This is a genomic window from Petrachloros mirabilis, assembly GCF_975968855.1.
Map to the genome: position 1 here is coordinate 15,444 of NZ_CDLUDY010000207.1, position 16,784 is coordinate 32,227.

At 54.1% G+C, this 16,784-nt stretch carries 17 protein-coding genes; 15 read left to right on the forward strand and 2 right to left on the reverse strand.

Annotated features, from left to right (window positions below; all coding sequences use genetic code 11):
* The first annotated feature begins 6 nt into the window (after positions 1-6).
* The 14 genes from ACWVCN_RS08430 (at position 7) to ACWVCN_RS08495 (ending at position 14,291) form a co-directional block, all read left to right on the forward strand.
* Entirely contained in the window at positions 7-711 is a 705-nt protein-coding gene (locus tag ACWVCN_RS08430) for a MotA/TolQ/ExbB proton channel family protein (protein WP_455245120.1), read from the forward strand.
* Positions 708-1,160, forward strand: a complete 453-nt coding sequence (locus ACWVCN_RS08435) for an ExbD/TolR family protein (RefSeq protein WP_455245121.1) — start codon at positions 708-710, stop codon at positions 1,158-1,160. Before ACWVCN_RS08430 ends, ACWVCN_RS08435 begins: the two co-directional genes overlap by 4 nt.
* Before the next feature lie 27 nt (positions 1,161-1,187).
* A complete protein-coding gene (locus tag ACWVCN_RS08440) occupies positions 1,188-2,360 on the forward strand; it encodes a TonB family protein (protein WP_455245122.1) in 1,173 nt (390 codons plus the stop codon).
* The gene (tolB, locus tag ACWVCN_RS08445) at positions 2,357-3,700 is read left to right on the forward strand and encodes a Tol-Pal system beta propeller repeat protein TolB (RefSeq protein ID WP_455245123.1); all 1,344 of its coding nucleotides are present in this window, start codon (positions 2,357-2,359) and stop codon (positions 3,698-3,700) included. The genes ACWVCN_RS08440 and tolB overlap by 4 nt, the downstream gene beginning before the upstream one ends.
* 386 nt (positions 3,701-4,086) lie before the next feature.
* A complete protein-coding gene (gene pal / locus ACWVCN_RS08450) occupies positions 4,087-4,566 on the forward strand; it encodes a peptidoglycan-associated lipoprotein Pal (RefSeq protein WP_455245124.1) in 480 nt (159 codons plus the stop codon).
* A gap of 42 nt (positions 4,567-4,608) precedes the next feature.
* Positions 4,609-6,204, forward strand: coding sequence for a tol-pal system protein YbgF (gene ybgF, locus ACWVCN_RS08455; protein WP_455245125.1), 1,596 nt, complete (start codon positions 4,609-4,611; stop codon positions 6,202-6,204).
* Positions 6,201-6,986, forward strand: coding sequence for a tol-pal system protein YbgF (gene ybgF / locus ACWVCN_RS08460; RefSeq protein WP_455245126.1), 786 nt, complete (start codon positions 6,201-6,203; stop codon positions 6,984-6,986). Before ybgF (ACWVCN_RS08455) ends, ybgF (ACWVCN_RS08460) begins: the two co-directional genes overlap by 4 nt.
* Positions 6,987-7,053: 67 nt before the next feature.
* On the forward strand, positions 7,054-8,883 hold the full coding sequence (mutL, locus tag ACWVCN_RS08465; protein WP_455245127.1) for a DNA mismatch repair endonuclease MutL: 1,830 nt from the start codon (positions 7,054-7,056) through the stop codon (positions 8,881-8,883).
* Positions 8,880-9,920, forward strand: coding sequence for a tRNA (adenosine(37)-N6)-dimethylallyltransferase MiaA (gene miaA / locus ACWVCN_RS08470; protein ID WP_455245128.1), 1,041 nt, complete (start codon positions 8,880-8,882; stop codon positions 9,918-9,920). The genes mutL and miaA overlap by 4 nt, the downstream gene beginning before the upstream one ends.
* 5 nt (positions 9,921-9,925) lie before the next feature.
* Entirely contained in the window at positions 9,926-10,825 is a 900-nt protein-coding gene (mtnP, locus tag ACWVCN_RS08475) for an S-methyl-5'-thioadenosine phosphorylase (RefSeq protein WP_455245129.1), read from the forward strand.
* A 4-nt stretch (positions 10,826-10,829) separates the two neighbouring features.
* Positions 10,830-11,744 carry a PfkB family carbohydrate kinase gene (locus ACWVCN_RS08480; RefSeq protein ID WP_455245130.1) on the forward strand — a complete coding sequence of 305 codons (915 nt, stop codon included), beginning with the start codon at positions 10,830-10,832 and terminating at the stop codon, positions 11,742-11,744.
* Positions 11,745-11,749: 5 nt separating this feature from the next.
* A complete protein-coding gene (locus ACWVCN_RS08485) occupies positions 11,750-12,421 on the forward strand; it encodes a tetratricopeptide repeat protein (RefSeq protein WP_455245135.1) in 672 nt (223 codons plus the stop codon).
* Positions 12,422-12,431: 10 nt separating this feature from the next.
* Positions 12,432-13,364: a RodZ domain-containing protein gene (locus ACWVCN_RS08490; protein WP_455245131.1), complete on the forward strand. Its 933-nt coding sequence runs from the start codon at positions 12,432-12,434 to the stop codon at positions 13,362-13,364.
* A 483-nt stretch (positions 13,365-13,847) separates the two neighbouring features.
* Positions 13,848-14,291, forward strand: a complete 444-nt coding sequence (locus tag ACWVCN_RS08495) for a c-type cytochrome (RefSeq protein ID WP_455245132.1) — start codon at positions 13,848-13,850, stop codon at positions 14,289-14,291.
* A gap of 684 nt (positions 14,292-14,975) precedes the next feature.
* Here ACWVCN_RS08495 and ACWVCN_RS08500 read toward each other — a convergent pair.
* On the reverse strand, positions 14,976-15,242 hold the full coding sequence (locus ACWVCN_RS08500; protein WP_455245133.1) for a glycosyltransferase: 267 nt from the start codon (positions 15,240-15,242) through the stop codon (positions 14,976-14,978).
* Positions 15,243-15,527: 285 nt separating this feature from the next.
* Here ACWVCN_RS08500 and ACWVCN_RS08505 point away from each other — a divergent pair, with 285 nt between their 5' ends.
* Positions 15,528-16,634 carry a S1C family serine protease gene (locus ACWVCN_RS08505; protein WP_455245134.1) on the forward strand — a complete coding sequence of 369 codons (1,107 nt, stop codon included), beginning with the start codon at positions 15,528-15,530 and terminating at the stop codon, positions 16,632-16,634.
* Here ACWVCN_RS08505 and ACWVCN_RS08510 read toward each other — a convergent pair.
* A complete protein-coding gene (locus ACWVCN_RS08510) occupies positions 16,621-16,779 on the reverse strand; it encodes a PDZ domain-containing protein (protein ID WP_455245136.1) in 159 nt (52 codons plus the stop codon). The two genes, ACWVCN_RS08505 and ACWVCN_RS08510, sit on opposite strands and share 14 nt — an antisense overlap.
* Positions 16,780-16,784: the final 5 nt, after the last annotated feature.

Here is a 16,784-nt window from a genome sequence, read left to right on the forward strand (position 1 = left end):
AGACCAATGTTTCAACTCGGATTGACCGGACTAATCGGTTCGCTCGGATTGGTTTCGAAAATTGTGCTCATCCTTCTTTTCATTTTCTCGGTGATTTCCTGGGCCATTATCTTCTTCAAGTGGCGCGCCTTTCACGCGGCGGATCGTGAAGATCAGAATTTCATGGCTCATCTTGCGAAAGCGAGGGATTTGGACGATCTCTGCCGGCAGGTTCGCCGAATGGAATCCAGTCCCGCCGCGATATTGTTCGAAGGGGTGATGGATCGCGTCGCTGGTTTGCGCGGCCACGGGCAGGATGGGAGCAGTCTCGGCGCGCCGGATCGATCTCTCATCGAGCGATCCGCTGCCCATCTTTCGCAAAGCCAATTATCAAAGCTGGAATCCTATCTGCCCTTTTTAGCGACGACAGGCAACATTACGCCCTTCATCGGCTTGTTGGGTACAGTCATGGGGATTATCGATGCCTTTCGAGAAATTGGGGCTCAAGGGACAGCCAGTATCGCGGCTGTGGCGCCCGGTGTCTCCGAAGCGTTAATCGCGACAGCAGCCGGTTTGTTCACCGCGATTCCGGCCGTCATCGCCTATAACTACTTCCTGACTCGTATCAGGCGCATGGCCTTCCGGTTGGATACAGTCACCATCGAGATGATCACGTCCCTCAATTCGACTCCTGCGAAGGCGAGACCTGTCCCGGTTGGAGCGCAGCGATGACATTCGAATCAAGGCAGCGGCGCTTCCTGGCTGAGATCAACGTGATCCCTCTGGTGGACGTCGTTCTCGTCCTTCTCGTGATCTTCATGGTCACGGCACCGATGTTGTATCGGGGGATGGATATCAACCTGCCGAAATCCGCATCGAATACGATCAAACCAGAAATGCGAGCGGTCTTGACGATCGAAAAAGATCAACGGTTGTATCTTGACAAAGATCCAGTCGGTGTGGCGCAGCTTGAGGAAAAGCTGAAAATCTTGAAACATGAGCACGCAGATGTTTCACTATATTTACGTGCCGACCGAGACGTGCCTTACGGAATCGTGGTTCAGGTTATGGACGGGGTGAAGAAAGCAGGGATTGAAAAGATTGGAATGGTCACGGAGCCGACCGGACCAGAGCGTGTTCAAGGATCTGGAGTTTCTGGTAAGCCCGCTCGAAAGGGGTGAGGTTGGAAGGAAGAAAAGGGCCGGATCATGGTGACTCCCGCACAGGTTGAATCGGCTCTATGGTTCGATCAGGAGGAACAGGAGCGGTTCTTTGCGAGATTAGGTCGGACATTGACCATCTCGCTCATCCTTCATCTCGTTGTGTTACTGGTGGTGGCTGGACTTCGATTGGCTCCCCGCGGGGAAAGACCATTGGCCTCTGTTGAAGTTTCCCTTGTGAGTACGCCGGCGCCTCTTAAAGAGGTCCAACAGTCGAAGCGTCTCCCGGTGAAACGTGCTGAATCGAAGCCCATTCCCCCGAAAATCCAAGCTCCGCCGCCCTCGCCGCAGGCCAAGGCAAGAATAGAAGAACCGGCAGCGACGCCACCGCCGTCTCCGGCAAGAATGGTAGAACCTACGGTGAAACCGGCTCCCGCTCCACCGGCAAGAATGGTAGAACCGATGGTTCGGCCAGCTCCTGCTCCACGGGTCAGAGCAGTCGCGCCCGCACCGATTCCTCTCCCTGCGCCTCCGCGTACGAAGATGGCGAAAGATATTCTTCGTGATCTTCAATTGCCGCCGGATGCTCCCAAACTTGGCGAGTTGACTCCTGCGAAAGCGACGGGGCAACCGCAGCCCAAATCCCGGACCAAGATCAAGCTTCCCGATCTGCCGCCTATTCCCGATAACTTGCCGGAGCAGAAAGTTGCGGCGCTACCGCGTCCCTTGGAGCGTAGCGCGGTCAGCGATGATCTAGATCGTGAGCTTGAAGAAGAATTGAAGAAGGTGAAGAAGTTCGTGCCGGCGGCGAAACTCGAAATCCCGAAGGAGGAACCGCGTCCGCTTACGCCTCCGCCCCCAATGACCCAGGAAGCTTCAATTCCGCAGGTGAAGGCTCCGCAAACGCAGTTGAAGACATCCGGTTCTTCGGGAACCAATCCCTATTGGGCGAGAATTGAATCAATCATTAAAAAACATTGGGAGCCACCCCCCATCGACGTGACGGGGCAGACTTACAGTGTCGTGGTCAAGTTCAGATTTTTCCGGAATGGGACCGTGAAAGATGTAGGGATACAACAAACCTCCGGGAACAGCTATTTCGATATGGCAGGACAGCGAGCCATTTTAAAGCCTCGTGTCTTTCCTCCGTTTCCTGCGGAGATGAGCGAGGCCTATCAGGATGTTGAAATGGTATTTCGAGTAGGGGAGACCGTAGGATGAACCGACAGATGCTACTAGTGACGGTGCTCGGAGGAGTGCTTTTCACTGCCGGGATAATTGGAATAATGGAATCTGGAGCTGCGGATGTGTTCCTGGAGGCGACAAGGCCTGATTTCCAGAAGATTCCTCTTGGGGTGTTGAGCATCCGGAACAACAGCGGGCCAGAATGGCTTGGTGGTCGAATTGAGGAAGTGTTGAAAAAGGACGTCAAGAGGTCCCTCGTGTTTGAACTGATGGATTTGCCCAGTTTAGGAATCAAAGCTCGCGATGTCGGCAATGGTTCAGGAACGGGGTCGAAAGCCGTTTTCAAGCAGGCGGCAGAGAATGGTGTTTCCGTCCTCGTCTGGGGAACAGCCGGCCTGAAAAAAGGGGAAAAAGACGACGATGTGAACATGGAGGGTTTCGTCTACGACAGCGGAAACGACGAAGTGGTTGGGGGAAAGCGTTATATTGGATCGCCTTCAGTCGTGCGTTTGATGGCCCATCGCTTTGCCGACGAACTTGTCTTCCGTTACACAGGTGAGCCGGGGATAGCCAGAACAAAGATCGCCTATGTATCGGCTCAGGGAGCAGCGCGTGAGTTGTTCGTCATGGACTACGATGGATACGATACGAAGCAGTTGACCGCCGACGGGTTTCTCAATTTGATGCCTCGCTGGTCTCCTGACCGCCGGTTCTTGGTATTTACCGCGTACCGAAATCGTAACACCCAAGATATCGACATGATCGAACTGGCAACTGGAAAACGATGGACCATCTTTTCCCAGGGAGGCTTGAACATTACGCCGGCTCTCTCTCCGGACGGGAATTTTTTGGCGTTTGCGTCGAGTCACGAAGGGAATTCGGAGATCTATAAGCTTGACACCAGAACGAAGGCGCTCCAACGATTGACGGTAAACGCTGCAGGAGAGCTGTCGCCTTCATGGTCTCCGACTGGTAAGGAACTTGCTTTTGTGTCAGACCGTGTAGGAGGGCCCCAGATCTTTCTCATGAGCTCCGATGGTTCAAACGTCCGTCGATTGACTTACGAGGGAGACTATAACGCCGCTCCAGCTTGGTCTCCACGCGGAAATTGGATTGCCTATGTCTGCCGCACGCCGCGCAAAGAATATAAGCTTTGCGTGACAAGTCCTGATGGGCAAAAGCGTATGCAATTGACTACAGGTAGTGGCGTCGATGACTCACCTTCCTGGTCTCCGGATGGCCGTCACCTGGCGTTCAGTTCCACTGCTGATGGGAAAAGCCACATATATATGATTAACGCGGACGGGAAGGACCGTGAACGATTGACTTTTGAAGGGAACCATAACAGCGCACCAACGTGGTCGCCGGCATCATAAATGGCCGACTCAAGCTGCAACGAGCGATCTGAGCACGGAACATAGCATTAAACATCGAGAGAGGAGAGCCTAGAATGGGCATACGAACGGTTCATCTTACAGTGGCATTTATTGCCAGCCTTGCATTGTTGAGCGTGCCAGGGTGCTCAAAGAAATCGTTCCAGTCGGGTGGTGACACGCGCTCTTCCCAAAAGGGTATTGTGAAGAGCACTCCTCCAAGCGGGGATTCCTCGAGTCCTCAGTCAGGCGTTGGGAGTTTTCCTGATACCAGTATGCAATCGGGCGGTGCTGGGCTAAGGGGCTTGGATCGCAATCCTTCGGAAGAACGAGTCGGTAGTGATTTTGGTAATGGAGCGTCGAGTGCGATTGGTAGCGGAGCGTCGAACATGAATGCCGGAAGAGCGGATGCCGAAAGCGGGGGCGGAGCAAGTGGTTCCAATAATGGTACGCTGATGGCAAAGGCAGATCCATCCGGGACGGCCCGTCAACTAGAAGAAATGCGTGCGGAGCAGGCGGCATCAGCCGCGGCTAACTTGCAGGATGTGTTTTTTGGATACGATAGTTGGACGATAACCGAGGAAGGCCGGCAGGCGTTGAGCCGAAATGCCGAATGGATGAGAGTCAATCCCAAAGCGCTGGTGAAGATCGAGGGGCACTGCGATGACCGAGGCACTTCAGCTTACAATCTTGTATTGGGGGAAAAGCGAGCCAAGGCTGTTCGAAACTATCTTGTAGAGTTGGGAATATCTGCGAGTAGGTTGTCCGTCGTCTCCTATGGAAAGGAGCGGCCGTTTTGCAATGAACGCGACGAGTCTTGTTATCAGCAGAATCGACGAGGCCATTTAGTCGTGCGGGCAGGTAGGTAGTCGAGGCCTATGCACTTCATTTTTTCTAGCGTAGGTGGAGCCATGGAACAAAAGGGGAATCTTCGTCTTGTCGGAACGTTGAGCTGTCTGGTCTGCATGGTGCTTATGAACGGCTGCGTCGCTCAGCAAGCTGATCTGAAGCAGGCCAAGCGTCAACTCCAGCGAGAGATCAAACAGTCCAACGAAGAATTCCTGCAGACCCGGGCGCGGCAAAGTCACGAGATAACCTTGCTGCGAGAACAAGAGTTGCCCCGCCTCCAGGATCAACTCCAGCGTGCCCAACATCAGGCCCAGGAGCTGGAAAACAAGCAGGAGGACTTGAAACAGCGGGCAGCCGTTCTCGAACAGCAAACAAGGGAGATCGACAAGCAAACGAAGCGGCTTGAGCAGCTCGCCTCCAAGATGGAGACGGACAGTACCACGAGGTATGCCTGGGTTCAGAAGAGTTTGGAGGGCCAGGACGGGAAAAATAGAGAAGAGCGAGATCGGCTCCGCGGTGAGGTCAACAATCGGCTCGATGAGGTGAATCGTCAGATGGAATTACTTCGTAAGGACATCATCGAGGCGGTACAGAAAACAAATAGTACGTTGGCTAGAGGTGTGGATGCCAAGCTGGACGAACAGCGGAAATCGATTGCGGAGAATCAAAACAAGACAGAACAGCTTTCGGCGAAGTTCACTCAGTTCAGCCAGGCTCTCGCGGGATTTAGGGAATCATTGACCGGTTTAGTCGAGCGGATCGATCAGGAAGAGCATGCTACCAAGTCACTGACTGCAAAAATCGATACGGATTTGAAGGCGTCAACTGACCACGTGAATGAAACGAGTAAGGTCATGACAGGGCATTTGGGTGAAGTGAACAAGAGCTTGGCCGATGTGGCCCAGAAGCTTGCATTACGCATCGATGAACAGTCTGCCGAGACGAACAACTACGTTGCCTCGGTCGGCCAAAAGCTCGAAGCTCGTATAAACGATCAGGATCATCGGCTTGATGAGTTGGCCAAAACCGTCGAACAGGTTGCCTACGAGGCTCGTTCAGGGATGGGCGGGAACGGTGCCAATCATCTTCAGAAAGCTGCCCCGGCGCAACAATCCTCTTCTGTTTCCGGGCAGGACTCGGTTTCGCAGCGTGAGAGGGAAGTCGCCTCCTCGGTCAGGCAGGGCCAGGAGTCCTCGATGAGCCCTGTGTCTCAGGCAGCACAGACGAGCGAGGCTCCAGCTTCCCAGGTTGTCGCAGCGGTTCGGCCGGTAGAACGGCCTGACAAGGGGGATTATGAACGTCTGTTAAACCTGTTTAGGGACGGGAAATTCGAAGAAGCACGGCATGGCTTTGCGGCTTTCTTGTCGCAGTACCCCAATTCCGAACTTGCACCGAATGCGAGGTATTGGCTTGGGGAATCCTATTACGGCAAGAAGGAATTCAAGCAGGCGATTGATTCCTATGACCGGGTCGAGCTCGATTATCCGCAAAGCGAAAAAGTTCCGGCTGCCATCTTGAAAAAAGGCTATGCCTATCTGGCGCTGAAGGACAAGAAGCGGGCTTCTTCGGCCTTCAAACAAGTGGTGACTCTCTACCCCAAGAGCCCGGAAGCGGGGAAGGCCTACGATAAGCTTAATCAGTTGAAGGGGATTCGATGATTGTCGGACGACTGCGTGGCAGACTGGTTGGCTTAGGATTGATGGTTCCACTCCTCTCCATCCTGGGCGGTTGCGCGAAGCACGCGGATTTCGTCGAAATCCGAGATCGCCTGTCTACCATAGCGAAATCACAGGACCAAGACCACCAACGGTTAGATGCGATACAGCGCCGGATGGAGTCTTTGGAGCATTCGAAAGACGTTGAACCTTCCAAAAGCCGGTATGAGGACCTCTCTGCTCGCTTGCAGAAGCTGGAGCTTCGTATAGCGAAATTGGACGAGGCGGTTTCAGCGGTCGCGGTTGTGCCCAAAGTGGAGCCTGTTCCATCGGAACTGTTACGCCCTTCGAAACCGCTGAAGCCAAGCGGATCAACTGACGGAGTTGCGGCGATACCGAATATCCCGGCCATCACTCCGACTTCTGCCTTCAACCTTTCCTACAATGATTATCTGAATGGGAAATATGATTTGGCCGTGGCAGGCTTTCAGCGATTTGTAAAAGACTTCCCCGGGACCTCACTGACACCCAACGCTCATTATTGGCTCGGAGAGTCGTACTATCAACAAAAGGATTATCCGCGGGCGATTCAGTCTTTTGAATATGTCTCGACGGAATATCCTGGCAACGAGAAAGTGCCGGCAGCTCTCTACAAGCTCGGTGTGGCAGCTGCTGAAACCGGGGATCTTGTCAAATCAAAGAAAAGTCTCAAACGGGTCATTGAAGAATTCCCCTCGTCAGATGAAGCTAAGCTGGCGAAGAATAAGTTAGCCGATATTCGATGAACGATCCTGCCCTGCTTTTCCCCAAACATGGCATTCGTGTGAGATGCGTGATTCGAGGATTCAGCTTATGCCGGCCATGAGTCATTCCGGCACCATTCACCTGCTGGCTCCTGATGTCGTCAGTCGAATTGCCGCCGGCGAAGTCATTGAGCGTCCCGCCGCCGTCGTAAAAGAATTAGTCGAAAACAGTCTCGATGCTGGCAGCACGCGGATCTCGGTCGACGTGAGAGACGGGGGTGTGTCGTTCATTCGCGTGACGGATGATGGGGAGGGCATCAGTCGAGCCGATCTCCCTCTCGCCTTCGAACGGCATGCGACAAGTAAACTGCGGTCGGATGCAGACCTGACCTCCATTCGTACGATGGGTTTCCGGGGTGAGGCGCTTCCCAGTATTGCCTCCGTTTCCAGAGTTCAGGTGACGACAGCGACAAGACAAGAGGATTACGGGACCCGTCTCATGCTTGTCGGCGGGGTACGGGAGGATATCGCGGATGCCGCTCCGGTTCCCGGAACGAAAATCGAGGTATCAGACTTATTCTATAACCAGCCGGCAAGGAAGAAGTTTCTGAAGTCGACCGCGACGGAATTTTCACGTATCAGCCACGTGCTTCAACAAACCGCTCTTGCGTGGCCTTCCGTACATATTCGGCTCACACATAACGGTCAGGAGGTTCTGAATTACCCTCCAGTGACGTCTGATCGGGACCGGATACTCCAAGTCTATCGTCCGGCCTTCCTCGACAAATCGATCGAGGTGCAAGGGCGAATGTCAGGGTGCGCGATCGGCGGTATCATAGTTGATCCGGTTCATGCCCGATCATCAAGAACTCCGCAAGATCTCTTTGTCAATCGGCGTCCGATCAGGAACGCGGCGGTATTTCACGCGGTTGCCGACGGCTACGGGTCTTCCCTGCCAAAGGGTTCTAATCCGACCTTCGTGCTGTTCATCGAGATTACTCCGGAACAGATCGATGTCAATGTGCATCCTGCCAAGCGAGAAATCCGGTTTACCGATCAAGAGGCCGTTCACCAGTTCGTACGACATGTGGTCCGGCATGCAATCGGCGGTCCGGAACGGAAGCTGGTATTGAATCTAAACGTCCCTCAGGATAAATCGAAGACAGGCATTGAGAGTGTATTTCAAGCCAAGACGGATCCCTCACCCGGACCTATGGTTCCACAGCAGTCCGGCAACGCCGAGAATTCGATACCGTCAAGGCGGGCTTCAACATTATCACCTTCAACTGACGCACGTTCTCCTGCATCTCTCTTCGCCCAAGAAGCGGGGGTGTACTATGGAGAACCTGCGGCGCCGCTCGTCATGCCATTCGGCCAACTTCGGCAGACTTACCTCGTGGCACAGGTAGGGCAGGAGTTGCAGGTGATTGACCAACATACCGCGCATGAGCGTGTGTTGTTCGAGCGCTTATTGCGAAAATGGAGGCAACGGCAAATAGTCTCGCAGCCGCTTCTTATTCCCGAGCCAGTTGAGTTGTCCGTGGCGCACTCTACGTTGGTAGAGGCGCACTGTGGGAATCTTGAGCAACTCGGCCTCGTGATCGAACCCTTCGGAGGAACCACCATGGTGATCCGGGCCGTGCCTGCGGGGATCGGCCCATTTAACGCCGTGCTGCTGATGCAAGACCTCCTTGAGGACTTATCCCAGTGGAACAGTACGTCGTCGTTGGAGGCACGCGTCGAGCCGATTTTGGCTTCGCTGGCCTGCCGAAGTGCTGTTCAGGCCGGGCGATCGCTGGCGTTGCCGGAAATTGAGCAACTGATTCGAGATTGGGTCGAAGAAGGGTTGGTGACGACCTGCCCCCATGGGAGACGCACAGTGTTTCGCCTTTCCGGCGATGAACTCGATAAACTGTTCGGGCGGGTTGGATGGTCATGACCATCGTGCCCCTTGCCAACATGCGAGTCCTCACGGACAAACAACTGCAGCTTAAACCACTCGTCGTAATCCTTGGTCCGACTGCTGTGGGAAAGAGCCGGATTGCTGTGGAGGTAGCCAAGCACTTCGGCACCGAGATCTTGACCGCTGATTCTCGGCAGGTCTATCGGGGTTTGGACATCGGCGCGGACAAACCTCCAATAGCTTCCTGGGAAGGTGTTCCACACCGATTGATTGACCTTGTCAACCCTGACGAACCTTTTAACGCAGGACTCTTCCGGCGCCATGCGAGCGACGCGATAAGCCGCCTTTTCCAGGAACGGCGTCTCCCGTTGGTTGCAGGAGGGACCGGCCTATATATTCGGACGCTGTTAGAAGGGCTGTGCGAGGCCCCCCCTTCCAACCCTGTGGTCCGGGCACGGTTGCGGGGTGAAGCGAGAGAGCAGGGGTATGACCGGCTCTATGCGCGTCTAGTCGCCGTGGATCCGACCACCGCAGCGAAGTTGCACCCTCGAGACTCGGCGAAAGTAATTCGTGCGCTGGAGGTTTATCAACTTTCGGGCCGGCCGATTTCTGAATTCCAACAACGGCATCGATTCGGAGATCGGCCGTTCTCCACTCTGATCATCGGCCTCGACCGTGAACGTCCCCATCTCTACCGCCGCATCGAGGAGCGGATTGATTGGCAATTGGCCAACGGAATGGTTCAGGAAACTCAGTCATTGCTTGAGAGGGGGTATTCTCGCGATTGTGCCGCGATGAAGGGACTGGGCTATCGTCACGTTGCCGCGCATCTAACCGGTGAGTATGACTGGGATGAGATGGTGCGGCGATTCAAGCGCGACACCAGGCGTTTTGCAAAACGGCAGATGACATGGTTCAGACAAGACCGGGGTGTGAGGTGGCTGAAACTCGACGAGTCCGAACCGTTTGATCGAACCGTGGGCGTCGTCCTGAATCTGGTCGACCGGTTTCTGGACGAACTGGAGGAGAGTCGAGGGCGGACTGAGACGAAGGAGCATCAGGGGAGCTTGTAACGAATATGGTTCGAGCGGCAGATCGAGTTAAAGCGGAGATCGGAATTATAGGCGGAAGCGGATTGTACGACATCGAAGGGTTGCGCGACGTCACGAAACGTCTCGTGCGGACCCCTTTCGGTCGTCCCTCCGATGCCGTTGTGCTCGGTGAGTTGAACGGTGTCAGAGTGGCATTCCTTTCTCGGCATGGACGGGGACATCGATACAATCCGTCGGACATCAATTATCGCGCAAATATTTATGCTCTTAAATCTATCGGCGTGCGGCGGGTCATTTCCATTGGTGCCGTCGGCAGCATGAAAGAGTCGATCAAGCCGGGTGACGTGGTGTTGCCGGATCAGTTCATCGATTTGACCAAACGGCGTCCTTCGACATTTTTCGAAGGCGGGGCAGTGGCTCACGTGGGATTCGGTGAGCCGGTTTGCGCCTCTTTGGGGTCGTCGCTCTTGGCGGCTGCTCAAGCCCTGGGTGCGACGGTGCATCAAGGCGGGACCTATATCTGCATGGAGGGGCCGCAGTTTTCTACCAAAGCCGAGTCGCAGCTGTATCGCCAATGGGGGGTGAGCGTTATCGGCATGACGAATCTTCCGGAGGCGAAGCTTGCCCGCGAGGCCGAGCTTTGCTTTGCCTCCTTGGCGTTGGTGTCGGATTATGATTGTTGGCATGAAACTGAAGAGGCGGTCACCGTTCAGGCCATCCTCGCCACGCTTCGCCAGAATGTGGCCTTGGCCAAGCAGGTATTGCGCGGCGTAGTACCATCTGCAGCGTCTGTTGTCGACTGCCGATGTCAATGGGCCCTGCAGGACGCCATAGTCACCGCACCGGAAGCCTTCACTCCTGCACTTCGTCGGAAACTTGGCTTGTTGATTCAACGTGTGCTTCCCCCGGCGAAAGGAAAACGGTAACAGCATGGGAAAATTATTGGTCGTGGGCTCAGTCGCATTGGATTCGGTCAAGACACCGTTCGGTGAAGCTCAGGAGGTGTTGGGGGGCTCAGCCACCTATTTCTCGACATCTGCGAGCTATTTTACGGAAGTCGACTTGATCGCCGTCGTGGGGGAAGATTTCCCGGCACAACACCTGGCGTTCTTGAAGAGCAGAAAGATCGATCTTGCCGGGCTGGAGCGACGCCCAGGCGCTACTTTTCGATGGAAAGGTGAATACACGCATCAACTCAACGAGGCGCACACGCTCGATACAAAATTGAATGTGTTTGAGACCTTCCGTCCCAAGATCCCGGATGCCTATCGATCTCCGCAGGTGCTGTTTCTCGGGAACATCGATCCTGAATTACAGTTGGACGTGCTCAACAAAATTCCTCGACCACCGGTTGTGGCCTGCGACACGATGAATTTTTGGATCAATGGCAAGAGAGATGCCCTCTGGCGTGTTCTGGAGAAAGTCGATATTTTGATCATCAACGACGGGGAGGCCAGGGCCCTGGGGGGGGACTCGAACTTGGTGAAGGTTGCGCAAAAGGTTTTAGCGAGGGGCCCGAAGCACCTGATTATCAAGCGTGGGGAGTATGGAGTCTTGATGTTTAACGAGAAACAAGTATTCGGCGCTCCTGCATTCCCGCTTGAAGACGTACGCGACCCTACCGGGGCCGGTGATACCTTTGCAGGTGGCTTCCTTGGCCATCTTGCGGCGACGGGAAACCAGTCTGTTGAGTCCCTGAAACAAGCCATTATATTTGGAAGCGTAATGGCTTCATTTACAGTAGAAGCCTTTAGTCTTGACCGTTTGCGAGTCCTAGATTACAAAGAGATTCAGGACCGTTTCCGGGCCTTTAAACAGTTGACTCATTTTGAGGATCTTCCGTGAGGGTGATGCACCTGCCCCAGAAATTTCTCTTCCATGTTTTGGCTGTTGGTTCAGTGGCAATTGGGCTGTTGAGCGCCTGTGCGACAACGGAGGAAGCGAAGCAGCAGTCCAAGGGCTATTACCAAGAGGGAGTCGCCAATCTCCAAACTGACCGCCAGCGAGCGTTTGTATCGTTCCAGAAGGCGATCCAGTTGAATCCCGACAACAAAGAGGCGCACTATGGGTTGGGACACATACTTGTGGTGCAGGGGAAGCTAAAACAAGCGGAAGCAGAGTTTCGTGAGGCTATCAGGATTGATGAAGACTATTCGGAAGCCCATACGTACTTGGGGCAAGTGCTAGCCAGCCAAGACCGTGTTCCAGAGGCTATTGCTGAGTATCGCCGTGCCTTGAGCAACCCGCTTTATCCGACACCCGACCTGGCGAGATATCACTTGGGAAAAGCTCTGGTGCAGCAAGGAGACAATCAGGGTGCGATGGAGGCGCTGGAAGATGCGTTGGCTGTCAATCCTCCCAGTGTGCCTCCGGCCCTGCTTCAGTTGGAACTCGGGCGGGTTTATTTCAAAATGGGGTTTGAACGTCGGGCAAGGGAGGCGCTGACGAAAGTTACCACGCTGGATGAAACTGGCAATTATGCCGAAGAAGCTAGGGAAATTCTGGCACGGATGAAGCCGTAGAGAGTGACCGATGGAATCGATCGGAGAATTTTTTCGACAAGTTCGGGAAACCAAGGGGTTGACTATCGAGGAAGTAGCCTCGAAGACGAGGATCCGTGTGGATTTTGTTCGGGCTCTCGAGGAGGGGAATTTTGCCAAATTGCCGGATCAGGTCTTCGCCCGCGGGTTTGTGCGATCGTATGCGCGCTCATTGGGTTTGGATGAGGAAGATGCCATCCATCGTTTCATACAGTCAGCAGGGGCCTTCTATGAAAAGCAAGATGAACGGGAGCGTCTCAAGGCCCGTCAAGCTGAAGAGGAGCGCAAGAGAAGAGCGAATCGGAAAGCGGTGGTCATCGCCATAGGGATTGCGATTCTTACCTTGGTCGTGTTGCTCAGTCGAGAGCAGTCCTCTCTCCTCGTCCGTCGGACGACGTCAGAACTTCCGCCTTCCGTTCAGAAAAGGGATGTCAAACCAAGTTCGGACATCCAACAGACTCCTGCCAGTTCTGAAGAGCGCGGGAGAGGTTCTGTCGCCAAGGGCAAGGGAGAAAAGACCTCTGTCGCCTCCACGCCTCAGCCCGACTCCGGCCAAACGAGAGAGAGTGGTGGCGCTCTTCCCTCCTCATCGAAGACACAGGAGGCATCTCTCCCAATTCCTCCCCCTGTAGGGACTGAAAGTATCGTAGATGGAATCTCTGGTGCTGGCGCTTCAAGTGCAGAAGAACCGCTCAGGTTGGATCTGGAAGCCACGGAACTGAGCTGGGTTGTCCTGCAAATTGACGGAGGAAGTCCACAGGAAGCCTTGCTGAGGCCTGGCGAAAAAGCCAAGTGGGAAGCGCAGGAACAATTTGTGATCACGCTGGGAAACGCCGGTGGCGTAAAAGCTGAACTTAACGGTAAGCCTCAAAAACCGTTCGGACCCAGCGGTAAAGTTGTCCGCGATATTCTCCTCAAGCGCTGATCTTTTCCCCTTTCCCCCAAACCGTCCACGCGTAGCGTTCACAACAATGAACTGCGATTGGAATTCCCGCATGGGGCAGCGAGGCGGTCGTGAGGCGCAATGGTGTCACGATATCGAAGGAGTACAGTTTATGGTGAACACTCGCAGGGCCTAAATAGGTGAAATATGGGGATATTGGATTGGGAAGCTTTCTGGCACGACGTTTGATCTGCAAAAAGTAACTAGAGTGTAAGGCATGTAGGAAATATTGGAACAAGATTTTATTTGCGGCGATGGTGCGGTTTGAGGAGAGGCAAAATTTTTGGAGAGGTTCTCGGAGAGACACGAAAGTCATCGGATCGAGGTTCCTTTGCTTGACAAGCACAGAATGCCGTTGCTATAGTCCGGGCGTTTTTTTCCTAAAGAGTCTTCTGCAGCCAATCCAGCTGCCTCGGGTCGATAGTGTGCAAAGAGTGGTGGTAACAATACAAAGGAGGATGTGTGATGGGGAATTTTTCTAAGTTTCTCGGAGTCAGCGCTGCCGTGCTGATGCTGACTGCAACGATCGCGGGAGCAGAGGAGAAAGATCCATTGAAACCCCGCGTTCCTTCGGATCAAATGTCGGCAGCCAGGCAGATGAAGAATCCGGTTGAAGCCACTCCTGAGAACATCGCCAAAGGGAAAGCGCTGTTCGAAGGGAAGGGTACCTGCTTTAATTGCCATGGTAAAGAGGGGAAGGGCGATGGCCCTGCCGGCCAAATTTTGAATCCTAGCCCACGGAACTTCACGAACTGCAAGTTCCACAAGAAGCGGAAAGACGGCGAGCTCTTCTGGGTCATCAAGAACGGCAGCCCTGGCACCGGAATGGTTTCGTTGATTCCTGCTGCCATTACCGAAGAAGAGGCTTGGACGATCATTAACTATGAGCGGAGCTTCTGTAAGGACTAAGCTCGTTCTCGTCATAGTGGGAATACCGAAGGGGTGGAGGGATATCCTCCACCCCTTTTTTATTTGAGTCGAATGGCGAATCTGTGCAGAAGTCGAATCATGAGGGAAGAGCCTTAATAACTTGGATGGCGACAGCTTGCCTTGAAATTTATGAGGCTACAAGTCTGGCGCAACCGGTGTGGCGAAGTTTTCCTCAATATCCGGGTGAATGAAGGAAAGGATCATAGAGACCTCTACGAGCGTTGATCCTAACCACAGCCAGGTCACGAAACATAGTTAGACCGTCCTTGATCACCGATACCTTCGAGCCCGGTTGATCCGACCAGTTTACGGGCACTTCTGCAATACGATAACCCCCTCGTCTCGCCAGGTAGAGTACTTCCAGATCGAAACCGAATCCGTCGATTGACGCATGGGCAAAAAGTTCCTGGGCAATCCCTCTGCGGAACAGTTTGAATCCACATTGAGTATCGCCAATACCAGCAAGTCCCACCGTTGAACAAAGATATTAAAAAAAGTCCCCAATACGCTTCGAGAGCGGCGTGCGCGAACAGAGAGTTGCGGGAGTTGTGCCGCAAGAGCTCGCGAGCAGATGGCAATGTCTGCGCCTTTTGTCAGGGCCTGTTCAAGGCGATACAGTTCTTCAATGGGAGTGGCTCCGTCCGCATCGGTGAAGAGTTGTATCTACCCGGAGGCTTCCTGCATGCCGAGCCGAACGGCAGCCCCTTTCCCTCGGCGTCTCGGGAGGGAAATGAGGCGTATGCGGGCGTAGAGGTAGCCAACCGTTGGACTAGCGCTGCCGTCATTGACGACCAGGATTTCATGCGACCGGTCTCGATTTCTGAGATAGTTGGTAACTGTTTGAAGGTAGGGAAGGATTCGATCAGCTTCGTTATGCGCTGGAATCACAATTGATAGTTCAGGCGGATCAGTATTGGATTCGCTTGGCATGAGCTCCGATGGTTCGGGCACAGTTTTCGGGACGGCGCCGTCCGGCGCCGTCCATTGGATTGCCGTACGGTAATGGAAAGTCCGGTCAAATGACAAACTAGCATTTTCTCCTAGGTGGCTGGAGTGTAGACCGTCGGCTTCATTGGGCGAAGAGAGCTATTGCAACAGATCAAATTTCGGAAAGAGCAGGCGATTAGTCTTTGAAGCCTCAGGAAAGGATAGTGTACAATGCACCGTTCGGCGGTTTGAAACATGGACTCTATAACCTCTTGGAGGAATCCGGTCATGGCAAAGTGGAGTAAGGTTGGTCGCACCCTAGGCCTTGCCAGTTCTCTGTGCCTTCTAGCTATTTCTTGTACCCTCAATCCATTGCCAGGTGATCCCACGGCCCAAGCTGCCGGGGTTCCGGCATCTATGGCCCAGGGTTTTTCCGAGATCGTCAAGAAAGTGACCCCTGCGGTGGTGAACATAGCTGTGACCGGTGGCGGGGAAGGTGGACGGGGAAGACGTCCTCTACCTCCTGGTCCTTTCGGAGGACCTCCAGGGGGTGGTGAGGAGCCCGGCGGTGAGCTTCCATCTCCTCCTCCAATGCCCCCGGGTCCTCATGGTCGCCCGGATCAGAGTGCGGGGTCGGGCGTGATATTGGACCCTAATGGGTACATCGTCACGAATAACCATGTGGTCGAGGGGGCGACACAAATCACTGTGACTCTCAGTGACCGTCGTGAGTTCCCTGCTACGACCATTGGAACAGATCCGAAGACCGATTTAGCTGTCATCAAGATTGATGCGAAGGATTTACCATTCGTGAAATGGGCGGAATACGAAAAGCTTCAGGTCGGCGATCTTGTGTTGGCCATCGGCAGTCCATTCGGTTTAAGTTCAACCGTGACTCTCGGGATTATCAGTGCACTGGGTCGCGGGAATGTCGGGATCGCCGATTATGAAGACTTTATTCAAACCGATGCCGCCATCAATCCCGGTAATTCAGGCGGTGCATTGGTTAATATGAATGGGGATTTGATAGGAATCAATACCGCCATCTTTTCTCGAACCGGCGGATCGGAAGGTATTGGTTTTGCCATTCCCAGCAGCATCGCACTCGATATTGTCGAAAGCCTCCAGAAGACCGGAAAGGTCGTCCGGGGCTGGATGGGTGTTGCGATCCAGGAGGTGACTCCGGCTCTCGCGAAATCCTTTAAGCTCACCGATCAGCAGAAGGGTGTGTTGATCAGCGATGTGAATGAAAACGGCCCCTCCTATGCGGCAGGGATCAAGCGAGGGGACATCGTGATCGGTTTTAACGGGAAAGAGGTCCAAAACGTGAGCCAGCTCCGCAACTTGGTGGCGCGCACCATGGTGGGGAAAGAAGCGGAAGTCAAAGTTCTTTGATCCTGAGCGTTTGCTCTTTTCCGTCTCGAAGAACTTTGACCTCCGCTTCTTTCCCCACCATGGTGCGCGCCACCAAGTTGCGGAGCTGGCTCACGTTTTGGACCTCTTTCCCGTTAAAACCGATCACGATGTCCCCTCGCTTGATCCCTG

Excerpts from the sequence above, each read along its gene's own strand:
- ACWVCN_RS08430 (WP_455245120.1), top strand. The coding sequence starts at position 7 with ATGTTTCAACTCGGATTGACCGGACTAATCGGTTCGCTCGGATTGGTT.
- ACWVCN_RS08435 (WP_455245121.1), top strand. The coding sequence starts at position 708 with ATGACATTCGAATCAAGGCAGCGGCGCTTCCTGGCTGAGATCAACGTG.
- ACWVCN_RS08440 (WP_455245122.1), top strand. The coding sequence starts at position 1,188 with ATGGTGACTCCCGCACAGGTTGAATCGGCTCTATGGTTCGATCAGGAG.
- tolB (WP_455245123.1), top strand. The coding sequence starts at position 2,357 with ATGAACCGACAGATGCTACTAGTGACGGTGCTCGGAGGAGTGCTTTTC.
- pal (WP_455245124.1), top strand. The coding sequence starts at position 4,087 with ATGAATGCCGGAAGAGCGGATGCCGAAAGCGGGGGCGGAGCAAGTGGT.
- ybgF (WP_455245125.1), top strand. The coding sequence starts at position 4,609 with ATGGAACAAAAGGGGAATCTTCGTCTTGTCGGAACGTTGAGCTGTCTG.
- ybgF (WP_455245126.1), top strand. The coding sequence starts at position 6,201 with ATGATTGTCGGACGACTGCGTGGCAGACTGGTTGGCTTAGGATTGATG.
- mutL (WP_455245127.1), top strand. The coding sequence starts at position 7,054 with ATGCCGGCCATGAGTCATTCCGGCACCATTCACCTGCTGGCTCCTGAT.
- miaA (WP_455245128.1), top strand. The coding sequence starts at position 8,880 with ATGACCATCGTGCCCCTTGCCAACATGCGAGTCCTCACGGACAAACAA.
- mtnP (WP_455245129.1), top strand. The coding sequence starts at position 9,926 with ATGGTTCGAGCGGCAGATCGAGTTAAAGCGGAGATCGGAATTATAGGC.
- ACWVCN_RS08480 (WP_455245130.1), top strand. The coding sequence starts at position 10,830 with ATGGGAAAATTATTGGTCGTGGGCTCAGTCGCATTGGATTCGGTCAAG.
- ACWVCN_RS08485 (WP_455245135.1), top strand. The coding sequence starts at position 11,750 with ATGCACCTGCCCCAGAAATTTCTCTTCCATGTTTTGGCTGTTGGTTCA.
- ACWVCN_RS08490 (WP_455245131.1), top strand. The coding sequence starts at position 12,432 with ATGGAATCGATCGGAGAATTTTTTCGACAAGTTCGGGAAACCAAGGGG.
- ACWVCN_RS08495 (WP_455245132.1), top strand. The coding sequence starts at position 13,848 with ATGGGGAATTTTTCTAAGTTTCTCGGAGTCAGCGCTGCCGTGCTGATG.
- ACWVCN_RS08500 (WP_455245133.1), bottom strand. The coding sequence starts at position 15,242 with ATGCCAAGCGAATCCAATACTGATCCGCCTGAACTATCAATTGTGATT.
- ACWVCN_RS08505 (WP_455245134.1), top strand. The coding sequence starts at position 15,528 with ATGGCAAAGTGGAGTAAGGTTGGTCGCACCCTAGGCCTTGCCAGTTCT.